Here is a 24,568-nt window from a genome sequence, read left to right as displayed (position 1 = left end):
GTGCTAACATTATTATTTTTTTAGGTAGATCACATGGCAGCAGTTACAATTAAAACACCTGATGAAATCGAAAAAATGCGTGTTGCAGGTCGACTCGCTGGTGAAGTTCTGGAAATGATAGGACCTCACGTGCAAGAAGGCATTAGTACTGATGAATTGAATACCATTTGTCATGATTATATTGTTAATGTGCAAAAAGCCATTCCTGCACCCTTGAATTACAATGGCTTTCCCAAATCCATCTGTACTTCCATCAATCACGTAGTCTGCCATGGCATTCCTGGTAAAAAGACGCTGAAAGACGGCGATATCATCAACATTGACATCACAGTTATCAAAGATGAATACCATGGTGATACCAGTAAAATGTTTCTAGTCGGCAACAAACCCTCAGTCAAAGCAAAACATGTAGTGCAAATCGCCCATGACTGTCTGTTTATCGGCATCGACATGGTAAAACCAGGAGTTCAACTGGGTGACATCGGCCATGCAATCCAGCAACATGCCGAAAAGAACCGTTGTTCTGTGGTGCGTGATTACTGTGGTCATGGTATTGGGCGTATTTTTCATGAAGATCCGCAAGTACTACATTACGGTGTCCCCGGAACAGGCATGAAGCTGGAACCAGGAATGACCTTTACCATTGAACCCATGGTCAATATCGGCAAATACCACACCCGGTTATTGCCTGATCAATGGACGGTGGTCACCAAAGATCATAGTTTGTCCGCCCAATGGGAACACACGTTGCTGGTCACTGATAACGGCGTAGAAATTTTGACTTTACGCAATGAAGAACGATAACAGGCAACTTAAAAACACCATCAAACAGTTCAAGGAAGAACTGTGTCAGGAATTTAGCCAAAAAGCCAATATTACTGCGATTACACGCAAACTTGCTATTTTTATAGATACCCTTCTCATTGGCCTCTTTGTGAAAAACAAACTCGATGAAGGGGATAATTTCTGCCTGCTTGCTTTGGGAAGTTATGGACGCAGGGAATTGCAACTGCACTCGGACATTGATTTACTGCTCCTGCATACCGATCAGGTTTCAAAATCCCAATTAGCACAAGCTCAAACCTTCATTCAGGATTGCTGGGATGTTGGTCTGGAAGTCAGCCATCAAATTACTAGCGTCAGCTCCTGTGCCGATCTGGCCAACCAGGATTTGAGCGTTGTGTCCACCCTTATGGATATGTTTCTCCTTTGTGGACGGGGGAGTTTGATGGAAGAGTTAAACTATCAAATCCACCCATTACATATGTGGCCAAGCCACGAATATTTCTTTGCCAAACTGCAAGAACAAAAAAACCGCTATGCCAAATATGAAGAAACCGCCTATAACCTGGAACCTAATATAAAATATGGTCCCGGCGGCTTACGTGATCTGCAGATTTTACTCAGCATTGGCAAGCGTCATTTTAATATTAAAAAATTGGCTGACGGTATTGGTCACGGTTTCATCACCGATAAGGAATATGAAGGACTGATGTATTGTCAGCATTTTCTCTGGCGCGTTCGTTTTGCCTTGCACATGCTGGCTGAAAAGCCTGAAGAACGATTATCTTTTGATTATCAGGTCAAACTGGCCAAGGTATTCGGTTATCAGGATAAGCCCCATTCGCTGGCTATAGAACAATTCATGAAAGATTACTTTAAGGTAATCAAGCGCAATAGGGAATTGAATGAAATGCTTTTGCAGTGGTTTGATGAAACCATAGTCCATCATCAAAAGCAAAAACTTACTTTGCTTGATAGCGAATTTCAACTCTCAAATAATTACATAGAAGTACGGCATACACGTGTCTTTAAACAACACCCTCAAGCCCTGCTCACGCTGTTTCTGTGGATAACCAAATTCCCTCACATTGAAGGGGTGAGAGCCAGTACTATTCGTTTAATCCGTGAATCTTTGTTTTTGATAGGCAAACGGTTTAGAAACTCAGCAGAGGCAACCCAAACCTTCATCGACATCATCAGAACCGGACACGATCCTTATGAAGCCTTGCAGAGGATGAACAGCTATGGTGTTCTGGCACATTATCTGGATTGCTTTGCAACCGTAACCGGTCAGATGCAATATGATTTATTTCATGTATACACTGTAGATCAACATACTGTTTTCGTCATACGTAATATCTCCCGTTTTAAACAGGAAGCATACAGCAAACAGTTTCCCTTATGCGCTAAAATTATGCCAACTCTTGATAAGCCGGAAATCTTGTATTTAAGTGCTTTGTTTCATGACATAGCCAAAGGACGTGGCGGAGATCACTCCGAATTGGGGGCAATAGAGGCACAACTCTTTGCTGACAGGCATCACATTGAAAAAAGCGATGCTGATTTACTGGTTTGGCTGGTAAAAAACCACTTGCTCATGTCGCAAACAGCTCAACGTCAGGATATATATGATCCTAAGACTATAGAAAATTTCTGCCGCTTGTTACCGGAACCGCGATATCTTGATTATCTGTATTTACTTACAGTGGCTGATATTTGTGGTACTAATCCCACCTTGTGGAATGCATGGAAGGATTCGCTGCTGAAAGAATTGTACCGGGCAGCCAAGCACATGCTTCATAAAGAACAGGCCTTGATGGATGAAACTGCGTTAATAGCCATTCGCAAACATTATGCTTTGAATATATTGATTGAAGAAGGTTTGTCTTCTGATATCGTGCAAGAACTGTGGCGTCAGTTTAAAGGTAAATATTTTCTTCATGAATCCCCGGAGGCCATAGCACGTCAGACTAAAGCGATATTAGCCACAACAGAATTTCCTTTAGTGATGATTATGCCTCATCATAGTGAAGGTGGAACGGAAGTCTTTATTTACATGCCACACCGGGATGATCGCTTTACCATTACCACCTCCGTACTGAGCAATCATCACGTCACGATTCATGAGGCAGCCATTATTACCTGTGATAATCAGTTTGACCTGGATACTTATATTATTTTGGATGAGCACAATCAGTCCTTGTCTAATGAACAACAGTCTACCGATATTCAACGAGCCTTATGCAGCTCTTTGGTTAGCGCGCAACTTCCTCCGATTGCTAAAAAAAGGCTATCCAGAGCACAAGCACATTTTAATGTCACAACACAAATTACTTACAATGAAGACGATTTGAATCATCATACCCGTCTGTTTCTGGTGACCAATGACCGCCCGGGTCTACTGGCCACTGTAAGTCGAGTATTCCTGAACTTCAATATTCATTTACATAATGCAAAAATTGCCACTGCAGGCGAACGTGCCGAAGATATGTTTTTTATTACCAATCATGAAGGCAAGCCGCTTGATCAAAATGAAAAGGACAATTTGAAAAAGCAATTGATACAGCAACTTTCATTGAGCGTGTAACCCGGTTGAAGCATCTTCTCTATTCCCCGATCTACGTCGTCCTGAGCGCGTCTTTTGGCGCGAAGGATCTCCTGAAAGCGGCATGGTGCCAATATTTGGAGATCCTTCGCGCCAAAAGACGCGCTCAGGACGACGTGGATCAGAGAAAAACGAGCTACCTTAGGGTTTTAAAAAAATCAGAAAGTAGTTCAGCACATTCCTCTTGCATTATCCCTTCATCAATTAAAACACTATGATTTAATGGATATCCCTGCAATAAGTTAAACACCGAGCCTGCGGCTCCGGCTTTAAAGTCACGTGTTGCGAAGACCAGGCGTTTGATACGAGCATGGACAATAAGACCTGCACACATGGCACAAGGTTCAAGGGTTACGTATAAAGTGGTGTTTAACAAGCGATGGTTTTTTAATAATTGGGAAGCCTGTCTTATTACTTTTACTTCAGCATGATCTGAAGGATCGTGACTGCTTTGTAGGCTGTTGCGACCTGAGGCTAATAATTCATTAGATTCGCTGACGAGAACAGCACCTACAGGAACTTCCCCTTCGGCCTGAGCCAGGAGAGCCTCTGCATAAGCTTTTTTCATCCAAAACCGGTCATTCATAGACGCGCTCATTAAAAAGTTTGTGGGTTTGCACACGGAGAGACACAGAACCATAACCGTATTAGGCCTCGCAGCTTAGAGTGTAAGAAAGAGCCAATTCCCAACTCCTGGCAAATTGCCTAGTTAGTAGCCCCTCCACCTCCGGGGGAGGGTGCCCGGCAGGGCGGGTGGGGGGATCTACAAAAGTCAATCATTTCTTTATAATATTCACGCCACTATTCTGGTTCGCAACGACCATTATATGAACCAACAACTCCATCTCTGTAGTTGTATTCTCTTTATTTTTAAATCCCCCCACCCGCCCTGTCGGGCACCCTCCCCCGGAGGTGGAGGGGCTACTAACTGGGCAATTTGCCAAAATTTAGAGATTTTCCTACGGTTGACTAACCAACCGAAACGCCAGATCGTGCAAGATGCACCAAATATGGCGTTTCGGTGTCACTCCCATTCGATGGTGGCGGGCGGTTTTCCTGAAATATCATAAGTCACCCGCGAAACCCCGGCAACTTCATTAATAATCCGATTCGACACCGTAGCCAAAAAATCCCAGGGCAATTGCGACCAGTGCGCTGTCATAAAATCAACAGTTTCGACCGCGCGCAAACAAATAACATAATCATAACGACGCCCATCACCCATCACCCCCACACTTTTAACGGGTAAAAAGACAGCAAAAGCCTGGCTTACTTTGTGGTACAAATCAGCCTTATGCAATTCTTCAATAAAAATAGCGTCTGCCTGGCGTAAAATATCCGCGTATTCCTTTTTAACTTCAGCCAAAATCCGCACACCCAACCCTGGACCTGGGAAAGGATGTCTGTACACCATGTTATGAGGCAAGCCTAATTCCAGCCCTACTTTCCGGACTTCATCTTTAAACAATTCGCGGATGGGTTCTAATAATTTCAAATTCATAGTTTCAGGCAAACCACCTACATTATGATGTGATTTAATTACTACCGCCGCACCATTGGTACTTGTCGCCGCAGACTCAATCACATCAGGATAAATAGTGCCCTGAGCCAGCCAGGTTACCCCGGTAATTTTTTGCGCCTCTTCATCAAAGACTTCGATAAAAGTCCTGCCTATAATTTTTCTTTTTTCTTCAGGGCAAGTAACCCCTTTAAGCGCATTTAAAAATTTGTCTTCGGCATTAACGGCAATGATCTGAATGCCCATATGCTGACCAAACATCTGCATTACCTGTTCCGCTTCATTCAGGCGCAATAAACCCGTATCAACAAACACACAAGTAAGTTGCTTGCCAATCGCCTTATGCAATAAGGCAGCAACAACCGAAGAATCAACGCCGCCAGATAGACCTAACAGAACGTGCTCATCACCTACCTGCTTTTTAATTTTGGTAATAGCCTCATCAATAATATGATCCGCAGTCCAGGTTGTGGCTGCATGACAAATATCGACAACAAAACGTCTTAAAATCCGCAAACCCTGTAAGGTATGCGTCACTTCAGGATGAAACTGCAAACCATACATATGACGGCTCGCATCAGCCATTCCGGCAATGGGGGCATTACGCGTCTCACACACAATTTCAAAGCCTGGAGGTAACTGCGTTACCTTATCCCCATGACTCATCCAGACATCCAGTAAGGCATCGCCCTCTTCTGAAGTACGATCTTCAATATCAGCAAAAAGCGCGCTGTGGCCGTGTAATTTCAATTCTGCATAACCAAATTCACGGATTGATGAAGAATGAACTGCACCACCCAGTTGTACGGCCATAGTTTGCATGCCATAACAAATACCTAATACCGGTAATCCTGCGGTAAATATCCATTCAGGAGCACGCGGATTGGCATCATGAGTGACTGTTGAAGGTCCGCCAGATAAAATCACGCCGCAGGGGTTTAATCCTGAGAATTGCGCTTGCGTCAGATTATAAGGATAGATCTCACAATAAACGCCCATTTCACGGACTCTGCGAGCAATTAACTGGGTGTACTGAGAACCAAAATCCAAAATAAGGATGGGACGTTGTTTTAAATCAATCATTATTAATTATCCACTTGATAATTAGGAGCCTGTTTGGTGATGCTCACATCATGTACATGCGATTCGCGCATGCCTGCATTGGTAACCTGAACAAACTCTGCTTTAGTATGCAGTTCGTCTATAGTCGCGCAACCAGTATATCCCATACAGGAACGTAAACCACCCAACAGCTGATGAATAATCGTTTGTACTGGACCTTTATAAGGAACTCGCCCTTCTATTCCTTCTGGAACCAGTTTTTCTGCGCCCTGATTCATATCCTGAAAGTAACGATCGCTTGAACCCTGAGACAAGGACATGGCGCCTATTGAACCCATACCTCTATAACTCTTATAGGTTCTTCCCTGATAAAGTTCTATTTCACCAGGAGACTCTTCGGTTCCTGCGAACATACTGCCCAACATGACCGTATCTGCGCCTGCTGCCAGCGCTTTACAGACGTCACCTGAGAAACGGATTCCACCATCACCAATGATCGGGATTTTTCCTTTAAGCTCAGAAGCCACATTAGCAATTGCACTGATTTGTGGTACCCCTACTCCAGTGACTATTCGGGTAGTACAAATCGAACCAGGACCTATACCTACTTTTACGGCATCAGCTCCTGCGGCATATAAATCACGTGCAGCAGCGGCTGTTGCAATATTTCCGCCAATCACCTGAACATCAGGGAAATGTTTTTTAATCCATCTGACTCTTGTCAGAACCCCCTCTGAATGGCCGTGGGCTGTATCCACTACAATGACATCAACTCCAGCCTCAATCAGAGCCTCAACACGCTCATCAGTACCTTCACCAACACCAACTGCCGCGCCAACACGTAATTGCTCTGAGTCATCTTTACATGCATAGGGATTATCTTTGGCTTTTTGAATGTCTTTTACAGTAATCAAACCACGCAATTGGAAGGAATCATTCACTACCAACAGCTTTTCGATACGATGCTTGTGCAGCAGACTGCGTACCTCTTCACGACTTGCGCCTTCCTTCACAGTGACCAGCCGCTCTTTAGGCGTCATTACCTGAGAAACTGACAATGATAAATTGGTTTCAAAGCGAATATCACGGCTAGTGACAATACCTACCAGATTTTCACCATCAACTACCGGAACGCCTGAAAAATTATAGCGTCGCATGACTTCAAGAAGTTCATTTACAGTGACGTCTGGCGTTACAGAAACAGGATCTTTAACCATACCGCTTTCAAATTTTTTGACGCGGCGTACCTGTTCTGCCTGTTCCAGGATACTCATATTCTTGTGAATAATCCCAATACCGCCTTCTTGTGCCAGCGCAATAGCCAGTCGGGCTTCAGTCACTGTATCCATTGCTGCCGAAAGCAAAGGCATATTCAGGTTAATGGTTCGTGTTAATTTGGTTTTTAAAGAGACGTCTTTAGGCAAAATCAGAGAGTGAGCAGGAACAAGCAGGACATCATCGAAAGTTAAAGATTGTTGCACGATGGAAAGAGGCATATGATCTCACTCCAGGTAGTTAAATTAACCGAATATTTTACTACAAATATGGAAAAAGTTAAACATATAAAACATAAATATTACACATTTTTTGTTCTCTACAGCATTAATGAATTGATTGCTTGAATTCATGATTCAAACACGTGTACACTGTTGGTTAAATATTGTGTTGAATCGAATAACGGGAAGGGTTCAGCGTTGGCTAAAATAATTGTAATTACATCAGGTAAAGGCGGAGTAGGTAAAACTACTTCTTCAGCAGCTATTTCTTCAGGTCTTGCCATGCTAGGGCATAAGACTGTAGTGATAGATTTTGATATTGGTTTAAGAAACCTTGATATCATCATGGGTTGTGAGCGCAGAGTTGTTTATGACTTTGTAAACGTCATCAATGGCGAAGCCACCTTGAATCAGGCGCTCATTAAAGACAAGCGTGTGCCTAATCTTTATATTCTGCCCGCATCGCAAACACGCGATAAAGATGCTCTAACACTCGAAGGTGTTGAAAAGACTCTGAATGAACTGGCAAAAGATTTTGATTTTATCATTTGTGACTCCCCTGCCGGTATTGAGACAGGCGCATTAATGGCAATGTATTTTGCTGATCATGCTATTGTGGTGACGAATCCTGAAGTTTCTTCAGTCCGTGACTCTGATCGCATCCTGGGAATACTGTCCAGCAAAACGAAAAGAGCGATTGAGAATGCAGCGCCAATTCAGGAACATCTGTTATTAACCCGATATGATCCAGAACGCGTTGAGCGTGGTGAAATGTTATCAGTCACTGATGTGAAGGAAATATTAGCAATTCCATTAATTGGTGTCATTCCGGAATCCAAATCAGTACTTAAAGCGTCAAATACTGGTACTCCAGTAATATTAGATGAAGCTAGTGATGCAGGTATCGCCTATCAGGATGCTATTGCACGTTTCCTTGGAGAAGAGAGACCAATGCGCTTTATCAGTAACGAGCGCAAAGGATTACTCCGTCGCTTATTCGGCAAAAATAAGGAGGAAGTAGCCATATGAGTATTTTTAATTACTTACGTAGAAGAAATTCTACGGCCTCCGTTGCCAAAGAACGTTTGCAAATTATTATTTCTCATGAGCGTTCACAGCGTAATACCCCCGATTACTTGCCCAAGCTGCAGGAAGAAATTCTTGCAGTTATAGCAAAGTATGTGCACATTACCCGCGATCAGGTTAGCGTTAATCTTGAACGCATGGGCGATAGCGCTGTTCTTGAGCTTAATATTACCATGCCGGATGATGTTTTAGAGGAAGCTTAAAAACACTCTTTTAATACATCTGATTACCTTCATACCTGATAAATCATTTTATGATAGATCGCCATACCTATTAATCCAGGAAAATCATTTTTTCAAAAAGCAAATGATAAATATTTGATCAACATGATTTGAATTGGTATAATTAGAGCCCAAATGTAATCGCCCAGGTGTAAAAATGTCGCTGATTTATGATCAACAGTTCCTTGCTACCAATCAAATGACTGCCTCAATCTTTTTTCCTGAATATAAAATCGGGGTGATTAAAGATACACAACACCGATATGTTGCAATTAATAAGAAAACTGCAACCATGTTAGGTTTTGATAACCCTGTTGATGTTTTAAACTCAGGCATTTCTGATGGCAAACTAAACTGCAATGCCATCGACTTGGCAGAAACCTTTGTCAAAGAAGATAAAGATGCAGTGAGCGCAGATGAACCTTTACTTACTCTGGGACAATTTTCCTACGCTAATAATGAAATGAAATTATTGCTTACCGAAAAAATGGCTATAAAAAATGCAGAAAATGATGTAATTGGTTATTTCTCCACAAGCCTTGATTTAACTGGCACTCGTATTATCAACCTTGCCCCTTTAATGGAGTCGATTCATCCTGAGAATATAAAGAAGGGTCAGTTTTCGATGGTTATTAAACAGGAATATCCGGATATTAAACTGTCTATACGACAAACGGAATGTTTGTACTACCTGATTAAAGGATGTAGCTCAGCCGAGATTGCCAAACTTACCGAATTATCCAAAAGAACTGTAGAATGTTACATAGATCACATTAAGGACAAAATGTATTGTATTTCCAGACAGCAAGTTATAGAAAAGGCGATCTGTCTTGGTTATTTACAAATTATCCCGCAAATTATCTTTAGTAAAATCATGTAATTGCCTCTCGTAAAATTCTTAATCCGTTTTAGCGACATGTGGGACTCCGAACTCCCGTATTACGGCTGTCGCCTAATACGGGCTACACATCGAAACTTAACAAGAATTTTTCCTGGCTGGCACAATCGTAGCCCGTATTAGGCGATAGCCGTAATACGGGACATGGAAACTCCGAACTCCCGTATTACGGCTATCGCCTAANTTTTTCCTGGCTGGCACAATCGTAGCCCGTATTAGGCGATAGCCGTAATACGGGACATGGAAACTCCGAACTCCCGTATTACGGCTATCGCCTAATACGGGCTACATATCGAAACTTAACAAGAGTTTTTCCTGGCTGGCACAATCGTAGCCCGTATTAGGCGACAGCCGTAATACGGGACATGTGGGACTCCGAACTCCCGTATTACGGCTGTCGCCTAATACGGGCTACGCACATAATGGTCTTAAAAATTATTGACTGGTGAATATTTATTCGGAATAATCATTAAGTAACAATGAAAAATTATCAGTATTATTGACCTTAATGGACTAGGAGGCATCATGCTTACCAATGAAGACATAGAACAGATCATAAAGGAATGCCGGTCAATAGCTGACACAGGGTTAGGCAATGGAAATCGTGCAGACATCCCGGAACTTTTAGTCGATGTAGTACAACCTCCTAATGACTTTTTAGGTGTTGATGGAAATCCTGCAATATTTATTAATCAACACACATTTAAGCTGTTGGGCCACCTGCACAGTAACTGGATTGTCAATCAGACCATAGCCTTAAAGCGCGAACTTTTAAATCGCAGGACTATAGAAATACTAGGGGTAATTATCCATGAAACAGGCCATGCCTTTAATGTTGCTGCCAGGATAAGCAATACAGAAGCGAACAGTTATATATTTGAAATTGAAGTGATGCTTCATTTATATAATACCAAAAATCCAGTCATGAAAAATTGTTCCATCACCGAGCTCCTGGCATACTTTGATCTCCGCTTGAAATATTATAATAAAAGCTCAAAAGGAAACGACTACCTTCTGTCCCTGATTGAACAAGTACATCAGTTTCAAACAGAACATAAGGCGTTTTTACCTATGCAGAAAGAAAGGTCTTTCTCAAAACCATTCCTGCAGCGAGGCTGTAGCTTCTTTCAATCGCATGAACATGATTTGGTTCATGAATGTGGTTCATTTTTTATAGACGAGTACGAGCTACAACCCCGTAACCCGGCTTGCTTGCAACCGGGATAAACATATTTCCAGATCATTCCCCGATCTACGTCGTCCTGAGCGCGTCTTTTGGCGCGAAGGATCTCCAGAAAGCTGGCAGGATGTGTAGCCCGGTCTGCTTGCAGCCGGGATCGAAGTGGCACCATGCCGCTTTGGGGAGATCCTTCGCGCCAAAAGACGCGCTCAGGACGACGTGGAGCTTTACGAAAACATTCAAATAGTGCTATTTATTGCTCAACCTGTTATAATTGAACTTTTTTAGAACACTGAACGATTATGCCTCATTTTCAAAACCTGAAAAATATACTGCTGAATATCCCGAAGAAGCAGAAGGATTGGCCTCCGCCGCTCTCCTTTCAAGTTTCAGAGATATTCCTAAAAGAATGCAATACTGGGCGGCTTCAGAAGAATTTGGCGGCGAACTACGCTATTCAGCACAACATCGTAAAGCTGTTAGAAAATTTGATGACTGGATTGCGTTTATTGATAAACCCAACCGATATGCCCTTTTCCAAGATGAAGAGATTGCTCCCACAAAGGAGCCCCTAAGTAAAAGAAACCTGAATATTTAATTTACCGGAATAAATCTGATTGAGCACCAATCTGAAATCCAAAGGCAAGGAGTCAGGTTAGGGAGGTTTCGTAGCCCGTAACAGCTCACTGGCACTACTCCGCCGTCCCGCGGACAAGCCGCGGAACGGCGGAATTTCCTTAACTTAATGGCAGAATCCGTAGCCCGTATTAGGCGTCAGCCGTAATACGGGATCGAAGTGGCAATGAAGCTAGTCCCGTATTACGGCTGACGCCTAATACGGGCTACATGCTTAGATAATTTCTGTTTCCATATCGTCTTTAGCGGATACGTGTTTTCTTGATTTTGTTCCACCAGACGAAGCACGGCGTAATTCATCATCGGCGAAATCATCCACTTTAATCACATCTTGCCGTGCTGCTTCCGCCTCATCCATTTGTTTGGCTTCGGCTGCAGTTAAAATGTCGCAGGCCAACGCTTCAGCAATCTGTTCACGGAAAGTCAGCGACTTCAATTTGTGCTCTTTCACCGCCTTCATCACTTTTCGTTCAATTTCTTCAGCGGCACAAATCTTGAGGAAGGCTTCTTCCGTTCTGCCCAAAGGACAATTCTCACTTGGCACTTTATACACTAATCGCGTCAGACGATTTCTCGTTTCATTAGGCTCGATTAACATCTTAGCTAATTGATGACCCAACCTGTCATTAGGAATATGTCGCTTATTACCTAAAGGCTTTAAGATCAACGGTAAAGCAATACGCGCCCAACGTGCAGGGAAATTGATAATAACACCATGCATTGCTACTTCACATTCATGCAATAATTGTTGGCAACACCACTCAACCAAAGGCAAATCAGCCTGTGGCTCTCCATCTTCATAAAAGCGTTTTAATACAGCAGAGGCCAGGTACAGGCAACTCAACATATCCCCCAAACGGGCAGATAATTTTTCACGGCGCTTTAACTCTCCCCCCATTACAACCATTGAGAAGTCAGCAAGAAAAGCCAAATTTGCGCTGTACTTATGCACCAGTTGGTAATAACGCTTTAACGAACTCGCAGGCGCTTTGGTCATGCGCGCATCCGTCCAGCCAAAAATCAAAGACTTGGTAAAATTAGCGATAATAAAGCCGGTATGGGCAAAGAACGATTCATCAAAAGCATCCAAATCATTATTGCGTACACTTTCCAGCTCTTTAAACACATAAGGATGGCAACGCACTGCACCCTGGCCAAAAATGATTAAACTGCGAGTTAAAATGTTAGCACCCTCTACCGTAATACCAATAGGCGTACCCTGGTACCCTCTTCCCAAATAATTATTTGGTCCAAGACAAATACCCTTGCCGCCATGTACGTCCATAGCATCCATGGCCAGTAATCTGGCACGCTCAGTGGTATGATATTTTAAAATCGCACCGGCCACTGAAGGTTTTGCACCATGGTCAATAGCCGCAGCCGCCATAGTAAGAGCTGCGTCAATAATATATGTGTTCGCTGCGATACGTGCCAAAGGTTCCTCTATGCCCTCAAACTTACCAATGGGCTGATTGAACTGTTTACGAATTCGGGCATAAGCTCCTGAAGCTAAAGCCACTGCCTGAGCACCGCCACTGGCGCTTGAAGGTAAAGAAATCGCACGGCCAGCACTCAAACATTCCATAAGCATGCGCCAACCCTGGCCAGCCATGACCGCGCCGCCGATTAAATAATCCATAGGAATAAAAACATCCTTACCCTGAGTTGGACCATTCATAAAGCCTGTATTCAAAGGAAAATGCCTGCGTCCTTTAATCACGCCTGGAGTTGTTGCTGGTATCAAGGCACAACTGATACCCACATCTTCACCTTTACCTAATAAATTATCCGGATCAAACATTCTGAATGCCAGGCCAATTACTGTAGCAACCGGGCATAAGGTAATGTAGCGTTTGTCCCAATTCAAACGAACACCCAATACTTCCTCGCCATTAAATTCCTGACGGCATACTATCCCTTCATCGGGAATGGATGCAGCATCAGAACCCGCATTGGGTCCTGTTAATGCAAAACATGGCACTTCGCGTCCATCAGCCAGTCGTGGCAAATAATAATTCTTTTGCTCTTCAGTTCCGTATTTGAGTAATAGCTCACCTGGGCCCAGAGAGTTAGGCACGGAAATAGTAGTAGCTGCGGTAACAGAACGACCATACACTTTCACCAGAACCGACATTTGCGCTGTGGCTGAAAATTCAAGACCGCCATAACGCTTGGGAATAATCATTCCCAGAAAACGATTGTCTTTAATAAATTGCCATACTTCGGGAGGTAAATCAGTACGATTATGGGTAATGTCCCAATCATCGAGCATAGAACAGAGCGTGTTCACTGGACCATCTAAAAATTCTTGTTCTTCAGCAGTTAACTGAACAGCAGGTGCACTTCTTAATGTTGAAAAATTGGGTGCACCGCTAAACAAATCCCCTTCCCAACTGACCGTTCCCGCTTCTAATGCTTCTCTTTCGGTGCTGGACATGGCAGGCATGGCCTTGCGCACAATGTTGAACAGATGTCTGGATAATAATGCCCTTCTCAAGGGTTTAATCGCCCCCATGATTAAAATCAGTTCTGTAGTCCATAAAACAATCTGGGCAAAGATCCCGGGAGAACCGTAATGCATTACCAGTCCCATAAACAATGCAAAACTTATAGCCCATACAGATATTGACGCCTGACGGGTTAGCAAGATTCCTGCCGCTCCTATTGCTGCAAGTATTAAAATGGCATGTAACACAGCGCTCTCCTTATTTATGGGATCATCATTAAATTATAGCATCTATCACATCAATAACTTGCTTCCCTACAGCCTTTGGGTGCTCCATTGGAAATAAATGGGTTCCCCTGGTTTTAAAACTCCTTATGTTAAATCGGTTACGCATGTAACGTATATCCATTCTATCAACCACAGAACTTTTGTCACCATAGATCAAAGCAGCCGGTACCTGTAATTTCCCCTGATAATTTGGTATGACATGAGGAATAGTCCGGTAAATCTGATATTCAATATGGCGATCAAAACGCAAGTAATACCCATCGTCTCCAAGCTCCAGACCATACTGGATATAATCATCCAAACATTCGTCACTAAAGCGTTTAAATAAATCCCGCGTTTTTAAATAATCTAATAACTGCTCGCGAGTTTGCCAATGCCGCCTCCGTCCTCGAGTTCTGAACGCAGGGGTCACCCGATCTATAATTCCCAAAGCTTTTGCCAAGCGAACCATACTGGATTTAACCGGTCCTATAAGCGGAGAATCCAGCAATATGACTGCCTTAAATAACTGCGGTTGCTCAATAGCCGCAAGTAAACTTAAAACACCGCCCAATGAATGGCCTACGGCAATAACCGGTTGATGAGCCTGTCTTTGAATACTGTCAATTACCTCTGTGACCAGATTATGCCAGTTTTCACTGACAGGATAGGCCGGGTTATGGCCTATTCTGTCTATGTAACAATAATCGAAGCGACTCTCCAATTGATCTAGCAATTGTTTGTAACAAAGGGATGGAAAGCCATTGCCATGGGCAAAATGGATTAACTCCCTCATTGATTCACCATATGCCTGCTTTCAGCACGCAAGGAATAAATCGCAAAGCAATAATAAGCCACTATTAAAAGTAAGAGGATAAATCCAAAACCAGGGAATATTAAATTCAGGGTAAGGAAAATAATTAATGCCGTCTGCATTGGAGTGGATGCCACCATCAATAATCGCGCAGAATTTTTAAAGCTAAGTGGGAATGAAAAAAAGATGCGGGAAAATACTTGCCCTAAAAATGCTGCAACCAGCAAGATAATCGCATAGATGGAAAATAAAATGCAGACTACTAAAGGATATATCATCAATTGTGAGACATATTTTAATCCGGAAATGGCATTATCCTGAACAATCTTTTTCCCATCAAAAACCATGTTGGCACCTTTTGCCAAAGGTTGCACTATAGAGACACCTTTATTAATCTGCTCATCGCCTAGCCCCATTACCTGAGGAGTGGGCAGTTTAAAATAAATAACGTCTTTATTGATCAGGATATTCAGATGAGGATAGGCATCAGTAATTTCATTTATCGCGCCTGTAGTATCAATAATGATAACGTCTTGTCCCTTATCGTTTTTAATAAAATAAGGCATAGGTTTATCAAATTTGACCTCACCATCCTGTATGTAAATGGTTGGTACCTGGAGCAAAGGTTCAATTAATTGTTCATTGAATGATTTATTAAAATCAGAACTCATTTTAAGCGCAAAAGGTATGGAAGTCACAGCAACTAAGAGCAAAAGGTATACAAGGCCTATTCCCTTCCATCGCTTGCCTACATCCACGTAAAGGAAGCGCGAATAAAAAGACATATACAATGCCTGCCAGTAGGAATAAGCCGGAGCATCAATCGGTTTTAATCTGTTTTTTCCTTTAGCCACGCCATTCTCCAATACGTTTGCCTGATTTTTGATGAAACACATGTAACTTCATTTTAGGTAGTTCCACATACAGTTGTCCACTCGGTAATGGGGCATCAGCAGGAACTCTCATATTCATTCGCTCACCATTCCTGACACATCTGGCCTGAATCAGTTTGTCAGCCCCCATATCATCTATAAACTCAACCTGTAACTCTATGGAGGCTTCTTTCTTTTCCGAAGAAAGCTGGACGTGTTCAGGCCGCACTGCCAGAATAAGTTCATCACCATCATCAACAGGTGCTGCCCAATCAGGAACAGGGTAGTCCACGCCCAGGCTGGTTTGAATGCTTTGCGCCCCCTTATTCAAACTTCCCGAGATAAAGTTAATCGGATAATGGCCAGTAAATCCGGCAACAAAACGAGTGGCAGGATTCAGATAGAGCTCCTGAGGAGTCCCCACCTGCTCTACTACACCCTGATTAAGAATAAGGACTCGTTCCGCCATAGTCATGGCTTCAGTCTGATCATGAGTTACATACAGGCTGGTGGTATTAAATTGCTGGTGCAAACGTTTGATTTCATGGCGCATTTCTGTGCGTAATTTGGCATCCAGATTGGATAGAGGTTCGTCAAATAAAAAAACTGCGGGTGAACGCACCATAGCCCGCCCCATAGCAACACGTTGTCTTTGTCCGCCCGATAATGCTTGTGGCTTTCGTTCCAGATAAGGGGTTAACTGCAGTAATTTTGCGGCATCTGTAACGCGCTTAAAGATGTCAGTCTTGTTAAAACCGCGCATTTTTAATCCATACGCCATATTGTCAAAAACGGTCATGTGGGGGTACAGAGCATAGTTCTGGAACACCATGGCCATGTCTCTTTTAGCCGCAGGAATATCATTAACACATTGATTATTAATGAGTATTTTTCCAGAACTAAGCTCGTCAAGCCCTGCAATCAAGCGCAGCAAAGTAGACTTGCCGCAGCCGGATGGGCCCACCACCACCATAAATTCGCCCTTTTTAATGCTGACACTGACTTTATCCAAAATGGAGGTTGAACCAACCTGTTTTGATACGTCAATCAAATCAACGGTAGCCATACTTATTTTAATCCTTTTTCAAACCATCGCTGCATCAGCATCACCACCATGCAAGGCGGTACCAATGCAATCAATGCCACAGTCATAATATAATGCCACTCAGGAACCTGATCTGCTACTCCAGCCAGATAACGAATTCCCATTACTATAGTCGCCATTTTAGTTTCAGTGGTAATCACCAAAGGCCATAAATACTGATTCCAGCCGTATACAAACAAGATCACAAACAAGGCTGAAATCTGCGTACGAGATAAAGGCAATACGATATCAAAAAAGAAACGTACAGGTCCGGCACCATCGAGTTTTGCTGCATCAACCAACTCTTTGGGAATGGTTTTAAAAAACTGACGAAATAAAAAGGTTCCGGTAGCTGAGGCTAATAAGGGCAGGCTTAATCCGGAAAATGAATTTAAAAGACCAAAAGAAGCAATCACCTGAAAGGTAGGAACTATTCTCACCTCAACAGGCAACATCATCGTTGCAAAAATAAGTGCAAAACAGATTTTTTTAAAAGGGAAATCAAAATAAACCAAAGCAAAGGCCGAACTTAAGGCCAAAATGATTTTGCCCAAAGTGATGGCCAAGGCCATAATTAAGCTGTTGATCAGCATGACCGTAATTGGCTCGCCGCCCGTAACCGCCAAACCATCGTTTAATACTGAGTTGAGGTTTTTAAAAAAGGAAGAGCCAGGCAGCAAAGGAAGCTGGGACTGCATCATAGCAGCCCCCTCATTACTGGCAGCAACAATAGCAAGATATAAAGGCAGCAGCATAAACAGGATAAATAATACCAGTAATCCATGTGCTAACAGGCGATTGGCATTTTTCATTCGTAATGAACCTTCTTTTCCAGATATCTGAATTGAAAGAGCGACACCAGAATGACTATGGTCATGAGCAATACCGATTGCGCTGATGAACTGCCCAAATCCATTCCTTCAAACCCATCCTCATACACCTTGTAAATTAAATTGGTGGTACTGTTTCCAGGGCCACCATGCGTCATCACCTGAATTATTCCAAAGGTATCAAAGAAACCATAAATTAAATTCATCAGTAACAGGAAAAAGGTAGTTGGCGATAATAAAGGAAAAATGATTTGCCAGAATCGTTGCCATGGGCTAGCCCCATCAATGATTGCAGCGTCAATCAAGGTCTGGGGTACTGCTCTTAGGGCTGCAAAATAAAATAGAAAATTATAACTGAATTGCTGCCAGCTTGCGGTGAGAATGACCACCATCATGGCTTGTCCTGCATTATTGACGTAATCGAAATGGATACCAAATGACTGGAGAAAATGCGTCATCCATCCCAGCGTCGGATGACATAAAAAACGCCAGAGTATCGCGGCTACGGCAGGAGCTATGGCATATGGCCAGATAAGTAATGATTTATACACGCCCTGGCTTCTGCTGCGGTTATTGACCAAGGTTGCCATTAACAAACCAAGACTCATGGTAATCAGGGTCACACTGATGGCAATGACAAAAGTAACCCCTACTGCTTTACTGTAGGCAGGGTCAAAAAACAGATCAAAAAAGTTGCTCAATCCCGCAAAATGCTGATGTAAACCAAAGGCATCGGTATAGAAAAAAGACTGCAACAAGGCACTACATGCCGGCCAAATAAAAAACACCACGGTGACGAAAAGTTGTGGCACTATAAACAGCCAGGCGTAAAAACGTTGATGATTAAATTTAGCCATTAGTAACCATTAAGTGATTCATGCCATAACGAGCTTAGCTCATTACAACACACTTCATTTAAACGATTATACCCAAGATAGTTGGAAATACCATACCACCCAAGCATAAGCCATAGTTTTTACAAAGAATAGCACTTGCACAGAACCGTAGCCCGGTCTGCTCGCAGCCGGGATCGAAGTGGCACTATCCCGGCTGCAAGCAACTGCTTCTTCTACACATTACTCATCATTGTACTACTCCGATCTACGTCGTCCTGAGCGCGTCTTTTTGCGCGAAGGATCTCCTGAAAGCAGCATGGTGCCAGTATTTGGAGATCCTTCGCGCAAAAAGACGCGCTCAGGACGACGGGGATCGGGATGTAGACGGGTCAGCCAGCCGTAGCCCAGTCTGCTTGCAGCCGGGATAGTGCCACTTCAATCCCGGCTGCGAGCAGACCGGGCTACAATCCTGCCAGGATTCAAATAAGCATACAAATAAATAGAAATTGAACTGCGCCCAATTCAAAACCACCTATCCAAATTATCAAACTGACCTGCATCAAGAACTGCAGCAACTGGCAACCACTCTAAGCAACTTAAAAATCGAGCAGAGACAACACAATCAACAGATGAAGCAGCAGAAAGAAGCTTTTTTAGCAACACAGCCAGAATACCAAGAGGCAGTAGCATCTCTTAATGCAATACAGACAACAGTTATATTCCCTTTAGATCAACAAACAGGAAACATGAAGCATCAGATAGAGGAACAAGAAACATTGTTGAAGCAGATTCCAACGCTGACTGCTCAGATAGATGAGCTTACACTAAGCCTAAAACAAGCAGACGATCTGAATGTGAATCACTTAAGAGGGTTTATTTAAAATAAGCGTAGCCTTGATGCAGCGATAGCGTAATCAAGGTTTTCCTATGGTCTTTAAGTCTTGAGTTTGAAAGGAATTTTAATTTAATCCTCACCACAGTTGCACTACACATCTTTGCCCTTCCCAGATCTGCGTTGTCCTGAGCGCTTTCGAACCATTACAATTTATAAGGTGGAATCATTGGTTCAACAAAAACTACTCCACTGCTCTCCCCTGTGATTAATTTACCATTTTCAATACATTCAATTGAGGATAAATCAACCGGTATTTTATGATCAAAATAAGTTGCTGTTTCCCCTTTAAAGAATGTATTTTTAACTTTAAAGCTGGGGATAGTTTCCTGGGTATGTAAAAGCGTTGGGAACTCTTTAAAGCGTTCGCGCGCACGTTCAGTGGTAAAAGGAACAATAAGGTGAAATTGAAGATTCATATACTTTCTGTATTTGGCTAAAAACGAAGTATAGTAACTATCTTGCAGTTTATACAGAAGATTGCCTGAGTAGCTTGCATCATCAAAAAGTACGATATGATTTAAATCCATTGTGGGAATAAATTTTCCTGGGTCTGCTGTATTTATAATAACACTCGGTGGAAACAGTAAAAATTGTTGGGCTAATTTGGTTACCCATGGCCCGCTTTTATCTTTACGGCTATCAACGAGTAAAACATAATTCCTTTTGTCTTCCGGTAAAGAATGAAGATATAGATTAAATTTCTTAACCGCCATCTTTAAACCAAACAAAAAATGTTCAAAAGTAATATGTTGAATCGAATGACTTACTTCCTCTGCTGTTTTTTTATCTTCTTCTTTATGTTTTTCAATCCATAATTTCATTTTTTTTACATCAGGAGGGTTAGACCTTAAGGGACGTTTGGGAAACAAAGGCAAGCTCTCATGGGTTAATGCTACGGATTTATTCTCTAATTTGTTCCTTGAGCGCCATTGGCGCTGAATTTTAATAGCCGCATTATGTTTTGGATTATTTTGATTGTATGTTTCTAAAAGATATTTAGAAGTAATTTCATCCGCTAAATCAAGGGGTGTTTTACCTTGATTATTCTTTTTAAAGATATCTCCACCAGCTCTTATTAATTCCTTAAGAGCCAGGGGATGAGAGGGCAAAGACATGAGTTTATGAAGTATAGTATCGCCCTGATTATTGATAGGGTGATTTACATTTGCTCCTAACATTAAAATGTACCGAAGAGATTCAAAATCAGGAGCGTCGCCTCTTTGCACAGCAATAAAAACACTTTGTAACGGGGTAACATTTACTTCGCCCCAAGCATATTCTACAGGGCACTGTTCACTAAAGTTAATTGAGGATTCCTGAATTAACACCAGCAAAGATTTTCCTGTATGCTCATCAATCAAATCAAAGTCATCAGGTAACTTTGTATGGACTAATAACAGATTCAGTAATTTAAAACAGTCCTGTTCTCTGATAGCATCTAATATCTTTTGATTTATCATGTTTCGCCACCTCTGGTATGAGGTTCTACCATAAGCATCTAAAAGAAAGATATTTTATCACATTATTCAACATTTAACCAATTCATGGGAATAGATTCAACAAATAATATACAATAAGTATATTTTATATCGCATCTCGATTGCACTACACATCTTTGCCATTCCCCGATTCACGTCGTCCTGAGCGCGTCTTTTGGCGCGAAGGATCTCCTGAAAGCGGCATGGTGCCAGTATTTGGAGATCCTTCGCGCCAAAAGACGCGCTCAGGACGACGTAGATCGGGGTGAAGTTGCTCCGGAATAGCACAATTTGTAGCCCGGTCTGCTTGCAGCCGGGATCGAAGTGGCAATGAACCAATCTAGCATTACAGCTACGAAATCCCGCAGACAGGGGACAAATGAGTCATCTGCAAGCAAGTCGGGCTACGAATCAGGATATTCAAGGTACAGCTCAAATAAGTCTCTGTTTGTAATGTTCAAGGGCATCCGTATGACGTTCTACATATTGTTTCATTGAAAAAAGTCCAAGCTTAAGATGGCCTGCAATCTTTTCTGCACAACTGCTAAAAAGTCTCTCATGAGTTGTTTCAATAATTTTTTCTGTCTGAGAGGTAGAAAGACCTAGCATAAAAGCAGTAATAAGAAAAAACAATTCTGACGGTAACTTTTTACTCTGAACCAGCTGAGTGCCTTGTAAAAGCCATATCTTCATTGATGGAGTTATCGCAAGCAACTGAGGGGCGAGTTCAAAATCAACGCTCTGTTGTCTCATAAAATTACTTAGCTTTGTTGCTTTTCTTAGCAAAATATCGTCTGTATCAGGATGTGACCTCTTGTACCCCTCGAATATCATACCTCGCAATTTGGGATTATCTGTAAATGACAGCAAGTGCAAAATATCATTGTGGTAATTAACAGATTCATATCCATGGTAAGCACAAGAGATAGCGATTGTATCTTTTGCAAGACCATTTACCATACTGATATGTCCGAATTGTGCACAATACTCTGCAGCGCGCTCTGAGTCTTCGACTCTACCAATTACTTCATCCAATAAATCCGCATGGCCACCTACTGCAAAACCTTGAACAATATTGATTTTATATTGTACTGGTACATCATTAAGAAAATGTTTATGCCCACCTATTGCATAGCCTCTTACAGCGTGTTGTTCGTCTATGCCTATCCTTAACAGATGGCGTACTTGATTAATATGACCTCCCGTTGCAAAACCTGATATTGCAAGCTCTCTATTATTTTCAGTCATCATTGAACTTACTGCATCGAAATGGCCACCTTTGGCATAACCAAATATTCTTGTATTATGATCGTCCGGGGTTGTTATCAATTGGCGAAGCAGAGGTTCATGCTTTCCGATTGCATATCCTAATAGGGCATTACGATAATCTGTACCCTCAGCTATTAATCGGTTGACCTCTACTTCATGTCCGCCAATTGCGTAGCCTTGTAAAGCGTGTATTTTACTTGCGCCCAGTGCGATTTGTTGTTTTACTCTATGTTCATGTTTTCCGATGGCATAACCCAAAACGGCATGATTTCGATTTGCTTTAAAATGAGAGACTAAAAATTCGACGGATACGGAATCATCTTGTTTTGCTAAAAAGGCAACAGGATTACATTCGCTTTGAAAAAAACTCAGCGAAAACCCCTGTTGAACCAGCGCCATTAAAGCTTGTCCATTTTTTGCTTTTGCGAGTTCGCAAATGGTTTCAAATAATGTTTTTACTGTGTATTCAGTCTCATCCGTTTCGCTGACCATATTAAACACCTTAATTTTGTCTGAAATGCATAATAAAATGAATCCATGGTCAAATTCAATACTGACATAATGAAATACGACTCGAAGCGTAGCCGATCCACGTCGTCCTGAGCGCGTCTTTTGGCGCGAAGGCTCTCCTGAAAGCGGCATGGTGCCAGTATTTGGAGATCCTTCGCGCCAAAAGACGCGCTCAGGACGACGGGGATCTGTTAGTGAGGGACGAATTTTGGATGTAGCACAATGCCGTAGCCCGGTCTGCTTGCAGCCGGGATCGAAATGGCAATGAACCAATCTAGTATTACAGCTACAAAATCCCGCAGACATGGGACAAAAGAGTCAACTACAAAAAGCCGGGCTACAAATTAGAATTTTGGGGCTTGAAGCTCACGCTCGCTGATTTTTAAGTCCCGTTTCTATGTCGGCTGTTTCAGTATCATCTTCAGAAGTCTTTGGATGAGGTAAACAAGCCACTGCAGTTCCGAAAATACCCAACACCGCAAGCCCTGCGGTTACAAATGCGTAATCAACTGTCAGTTTTTCTGTTAGGCTTTTATCGTTTGAATTTGTTAATCGCATTGGTCTTGGAAATTGCTCAAACTCTTTCAAAAAACATTGCACAAATTTCGGATCCAATAATTCAGTAGCACAAGCAGCGAAAATAACTTCTGGATAAACTGGCTCCTTGACAGCTATAGGAGTATACAAGGGCATCACATTTGGTAACTTTTGACGGAAGTGGAACTCATCAATTCCACAAGCCTTTGAAGCAGTTTGCATAAAAACTATGGTATCTGAAAAGTCCTCATAAACCGGAGAAAGCACTAATGAAAAATGATTACCTTCTGTAGTGGTAAAATCAATAATTGGATTAGTCTGTTGGGCAAATGCCTGACCTGTCAATGCAAGAGTTGGTAGTGCTAACCGACTTAGTCCTGCTAAATTAAGACTGATCTTTCTTAAATCAATGTTTAAACTATAATCAGTTCCCGGGACTTTAAAAATACAAAGATTAAACATACCTGTTACTCCTGATGATACAACAAAGAGACGATATAATAATCAGTGTGCACATAATTATCAATTAAAAAACATTGAATTTCGATACATCGAATCAATGAGACTGAAATGACACTAAGTAAGCTGTTTTTGTAGCCCGGTCTGCTTGCAGCTGTCTCTAGATTACTTCTTGGTTTATGCTCTACACCAATGCTAAATCGTGCTCTGTGCCGCAACAAAACTTCCGCTTCCTGACGGTCGCGGCTCGGTTTCCGGTGCATGATGAAGTATCTGCGAAAGCACGGAAACCGAGCCGCGACCGTAAGGAAGCGGAACAGTTATGCTGGCAGGAACAGTGTTTCCGCTCTGAACCCCTGGCTCCCTCGGACAAGCAGCTGTCTCTTGATCACAACTTGGTTTATGTTCTACACCAATGCTAAATCATGCTCTGTGCCGCAACAAAACTTCCGCTTCCTTACGGTCGCGGCTCGGTTTCCGGTGCACGATGAAGTATCTGCGAAAGCACGGAAACCGAGCCGCGACCGTCAGGACATTGCGTTATACACAACTATTATCTATTTGTTCAATTTTCATCCATGGCATGGAAAGTTATCCAAGCCATGGAAAAATCACGCATACGCTGTAAGCCTTGCCACATAACCTTTGGCCCGGGAAAACCATCTGATTTTCTGGCAAGGAAGCCACCTAATTTGGCTATCATAATAATCATCTCATGAAGTGTTGGTGGTTTTTGGGGAGGTTTTGTTTTTTTAAGTACAGCATAAACAGCCTTCCATTCACAT

21 protein-coding genes are annotated in these 24,568 nt (G+C 42.3%); 8 read left to right on the top strand and 13 right to left on the bottom strand.

What is annotated here, in order from left to right; translation table 11 throughout:
* The first annotated feature begins 33 nt into the window (after positions 1 to 33).
* Positions 34 to 804 carry a type I methionyl aminopeptidase gene (gene map, locus B094_RS0108605; RefSeq protein ID WP_018577403.1) on the top strand — a complete coding sequence of 257 codons (771 nt, stop codon included), beginning with the start codon at positions 34 to 36 and terminating at the stop codon, positions 802 to 804.
* The gene (glnD, locus tag B094_RS0108600) at positions 791 to 3,370 is read left to right on the top strand and encodes a [protein-PII] uridylyltransferase (protein ID WP_018577402.1); all 2,580 of its coding nucleotides are present in this window, start codon (positions 791 to 793) and stop codon (positions 3,368 to 3,370) included. The genes map and glnD overlap by 14 nt, the downstream gene beginning before the upstream one ends.
* A gap of 154 nt (positions 3,371 to 3,524) precedes the next feature.
* Here the strand turns inward: glnD and tadA are convergent, their stop codons facing one another.
* The 3 genes from tadA to guaB all read right to left on the bottom strand — a co-directional run bounded on the left by tadA (position 3,525) and on the right by guaB (position 7,465).
* Complete coding sequence (gene tadA / locus B094_RS0108595; RefSeq protein ID WP_018577401.1) at positions 3,525 to 3,974, bottom strand: tRNA adenosine(34) deaminase TadA; 450 nt, start codon at positions 3,972 to 3,974, stop codon at positions 3,525 to 3,527.
* 438 nt (positions 3,975 to 4,412) lie between these two features.
* Complete coding sequence (gene guaA, locus B094_RS0108590; RefSeq protein WP_018577400.1) at positions 4,413 to 5,990, bottom strand: glutamine-hydrolyzing GMP synthase; 1,578 nt, start codon at positions 5,988 to 5,990, stop codon at positions 4,413 to 4,415.
* 2 nt (positions 5,991 to 5,992) lie between these two features.
* Entirely contained in the window at positions 5,993 to 7,465 is a 1,473-nt protein-coding gene (gene guaB / locus B094_RS0108585; protein WP_018577399.1) for an IMP dehydrogenase, read from the bottom strand.
* 198 nt (positions 7,466 to 7,663) lie between these two features.
* Between guaB and minD the strand changes: the two genes are divergently transcribed.
* The 5 genes from minD to B094_RS0108555 all read left to right on the top strand — a co-directional run bounded on the left by minD (position 7,664) and on the right by B094_RS0108555 (position 11,448).
* Positions 7,664 to 8,494, top strand: coding sequence for a septum site-determining protein MinD (gene minD / locus B094_RS0108575; protein WP_018577397.1), 831 nt, complete (start codon positions 7,664 to 7,666; stop codon positions 8,492 to 8,494).
* Entirely contained in the window at positions 8,491 to 8,754 is a 264-nt protein-coding gene (gene minE, locus B094_RS0108570; RefSeq protein WP_018577396.1) for a cell division topological specificity factor MinE, read from the top strand. The genes minD and minE overlap by 4 nt, the downstream gene beginning before the upstream one ends.
* 175 nt (positions 8,755 to 8,929) lie before the next feature.
* On the top strand, positions 8,930 to 9,652 hold the full coding sequence (locus tag B094_RS16495; RefSeq protein WP_018577395.1) for a helix-turn-helix transcriptional regulator: 723 nt from the start codon (positions 8,930 to 8,932) through the stop codon (positions 9,650 to 9,652).
* Between the two features lie 543 nt (positions 9,653 to 10,195).
* Positions 10,196 to 10,897, top strand: coding sequence for a hypothetical protein (locus B094_RS15970; RefSeq protein WP_018577394.1), 702 nt, complete (start codon positions 10,196 to 10,198; stop codon positions 10,895 to 10,897).
* A 227-nt stretch (positions 10,898 to 11,124) separates the two neighbouring features.
* Positions 11,125 to 11,448 (top strand): hypothetical protein, encoded by a 324-nt coding sequence (locus B094_RS0108555; protein WP_018577393.1) that lies wholly within the window; start codon positions 11,125 to 11,127, stop codon positions 11,446 to 11,448.
* Between the two features lie 252 nt (positions 11,449 to 11,700).
* Here B094_RS0108555 and B094_RS0108550 read toward each other — a convergent pair whose 3' ends face one another.
* Genes B094_RS0108550 through B094_RS0108525 form a run of 6 tightly spaced genes read right to left on the bottom strand, consistent with a single transcriptional unit; the run spans position 11,701 to position 18,656 of the window.
* A complete protein-coding gene (locus B094_RS0108550; protein WP_018577392.1) occupies positions 11,701 to 14,181 on the bottom strand; it encodes an acyl-CoA dehydrogenase in 2,481 nt (826 codons plus the stop codon).
* Between the two features lie 28 nt (positions 14,182 to 14,209).
* Positions 14,210 to 14,995, bottom strand: coding sequence for an alpha/beta fold hydrolase (locus B094_RS0108545; RefSeq protein ID WP_018577391.1), 786 nt, complete (start codon positions 14,993 to 14,995; stop codon positions 14,210 to 14,212).
* Complete coding sequence (locus tag B094_RS0108540; RefSeq protein ID WP_018577390.1) at positions 14,992 to 15,909, bottom strand: DUF1189 family protein; 918 nt, start codon at positions 15,907 to 15,909, stop codon at positions 14,992 to 14,994. Before B094_RS0108540 ends, B094_RS0108545 begins: the two co-directional genes overlap by 4 nt.
* A complete protein-coding gene (locus B094_RS0108535) occupies positions 15,860 to 16,951 on the bottom strand; it encodes an ABC transporter ATP-binding protein (RefSeq protein ID WP_018577389.1) in 1,092 nt (363 codons plus the stop codon). Before B094_RS0108535 ends, B094_RS0108540 begins: the two co-directional genes overlap by 50 nt.
* Positions 16,952 to 16,953: 2 nt before the next feature.
* Entirely contained in the window at positions 16,954 to 17,781 is an 828-nt protein-coding gene (gene ugpE, locus B094_RS0108530; RefSeq protein ID WP_018577388.1) for a sn-glycerol-3-phosphate ABC transporter permease UgpE, read from the bottom strand.
* Positions 17,778 to 18,656, bottom strand: a complete 879-nt coding sequence (locus tag B094_RS0108525) for an ABC transporter permease subunit (RefSeq protein ID WP_018577387.1) — start codon at positions 18,654 to 18,656, stop codon at positions 17,778 to 17,780. The genes ugpE and B094_RS0108525 overlap by 4 nt, the downstream gene beginning before the upstream one ends.
* A gap of 485 nt (positions 18,657 to 19,141) precedes the next feature.
* Between B094_RS0108525 and B094_RS0108520 the strand changes: the two genes are divergently transcribed.
* Positions 19,142 to 19,516 carry a hypothetical protein gene (locus B094_RS0108520; protein WP_018577386.1) on the top strand — a complete coding sequence of 125 codons (375 nt, stop codon included), beginning with the start codon at positions 19,142 to 19,144 and terminating at the stop codon, positions 19,514 to 19,516.
* A gap of 157 nt (positions 19,517 to 19,673) precedes the next feature.
* Here B094_RS0108520 and B094_RS0108515 read toward each other — a convergent pair whose 3' ends face one another.
* From B094_RS0108515 to B094_RS15965, 4 genes are all read right to left on the bottom strand, one after another.
* The gene (locus B094_RS0108515; protein WP_018577385.1) at positions 19,674 to 20,990 is read right to left on the bottom strand and encodes an ankyrin repeat domain-containing protein; all 1,317 of its coding nucleotides are present in this window, start codon (positions 20,988 to 20,990) and stop codon (positions 19,674 to 19,676) included.
* Between the two features lie 450 nt (positions 20,991 to 21,440).
* Complete coding sequence (locus B094_RS0108510) at positions 21,441 to 22,769, bottom strand: hypothetical protein (RefSeq protein ID WP_155823755.1); 1,329 nt, start codon at positions 22,767 to 22,769, stop codon at positions 21,441 to 21,443.
* Positions 22,770 to 23,153: 384 nt separating this feature from the next.
* Positions 23,154 to 23,786, bottom strand: coding sequence for a hypothetical protein (locus tag B094_RS0108505; RefSeq protein ID WP_018577383.1), 633 nt, complete (start codon positions 23,784 to 23,786; stop codon positions 23,154 to 23,156).
* A 562-nt stretch (positions 23,787 to 24,348) separates the two neighbouring features.
* On the bottom strand, positions 24,349 to 24,568 hold a 220-nt coding region (locus B094_RS15965), incomplete at its 5' end, for an IS4 family transposase (RefSeq protein WP_018577382.1).

It is taken from the genome of Legionella shakespearei DSM 23087 (assembly GCF_000373765.1).
Taxonomy (GTDB): domain Bacteria; phylum Pseudomonadota; class Gammaproteobacteria; order Legionellales; family Legionellaceae; genus Legionella; species Legionella shakespearei.
This window is presented reverse-complemented; position numbering and strand designations above follow the sequence as displayed.

Coding starts and splice junctions, on each gene's coding strand:
- minE (WP_018577396.1), top strand. CDS start 8,491: ATGAGTATTTTTAATTACTTACGTAGAAGAAATTCTACGGCCTCCGTT.
- guaB (WP_018577399.1), bottom strand. CDS start 7,465: ATGCCTCTTTCCATCGTGCAACAATCTTTAACTTTCGATGATGTCCTG.
- B094_RS0108505 (WP_018577383.1), bottom strand. CDS start 23,786: ATGTTTAATCTTTGTATTTTTAAAGTCCCGGGAACTGATTATAGTTTA.
- glnD (WP_018577402.1), top strand. CDS start 791: ATGAAGAACGATAACAGGCAACTTAAAAACACCATCAAACAGTTCAAG.
- B094_RS0108525 (WP_018577387.1), bottom strand. CDS start 18,656: ATGGCTAAATTTAATCATCAACGTTTTTACGCCTGGCTGTTTATAGTG.
- B094_RS0108515 (WP_018577385.1), bottom strand. CDS start 20,990: ATGATAAATCAAAAGATATTAGATGCTATCAGAGAACAGGACTGTTTT.
- map (WP_018577403.1), top strand. CDS start 34: ATGGCAGCAGTTACAATTAAAACACCTGATGAAATCGAAAAAATGCGT.
- ugpE (WP_018577388.1), bottom strand. CDS start 17,781: ATGAAAAATGCCAATCGCCTGTTAGCACATGGATTACTGGTATTATTT.
- tadA (WP_018577401.1), bottom strand. CDS start 3,974: ATGAATGACCGGTTTTGGATGAAAAAAGCTTATGCAGAGGCTCTCCTG.
- B094_RS0108540 (WP_018577390.1), bottom strand. CDS start 15,909: ATGTGTTTCATCAAAAATCAGGCAAACGTATTGGAGAATGGCGTGGCT.
- B094_RS16495 (WP_018577395.1), top strand. CDS start 8,930: ATGTCGCTGATTTATGATCAACAGTTCCTTGCTACCAATCAAATGACT.
- B094_RS0108535 (WP_018577389.1), bottom strand. CDS start 16,951: ATGGCTACCGTTGATTTGATTGACGTATCAAAACAGGTTGGTTCAACC.
- B094_RS0108545 (WP_018577391.1), bottom strand. CDS start 14,995: ATGAGGGAGTTAATCCATTTTGCCCATGGCAATGGCTTTCCATCCCTT.
- B094_RS15970 (WP_018577394.1), top strand. CDS start 10,196: ATGCTTACCAATGAAGACATAGAACAGATCATAAAGGAATGCCGGTCA.
- guaA (WP_018577400.1), bottom strand. CDS start 5,990: ATGATTGATTTAAAACAACGTCCCATCCTTATTTTGGATTTTGGTTCT.
- B094_RS0108510 (WP_155823755.1), bottom strand. CDS start 22,769: ATGGTCAGCGAAACGGATGAGACTGAATACACAGTAAAAACATTATTT.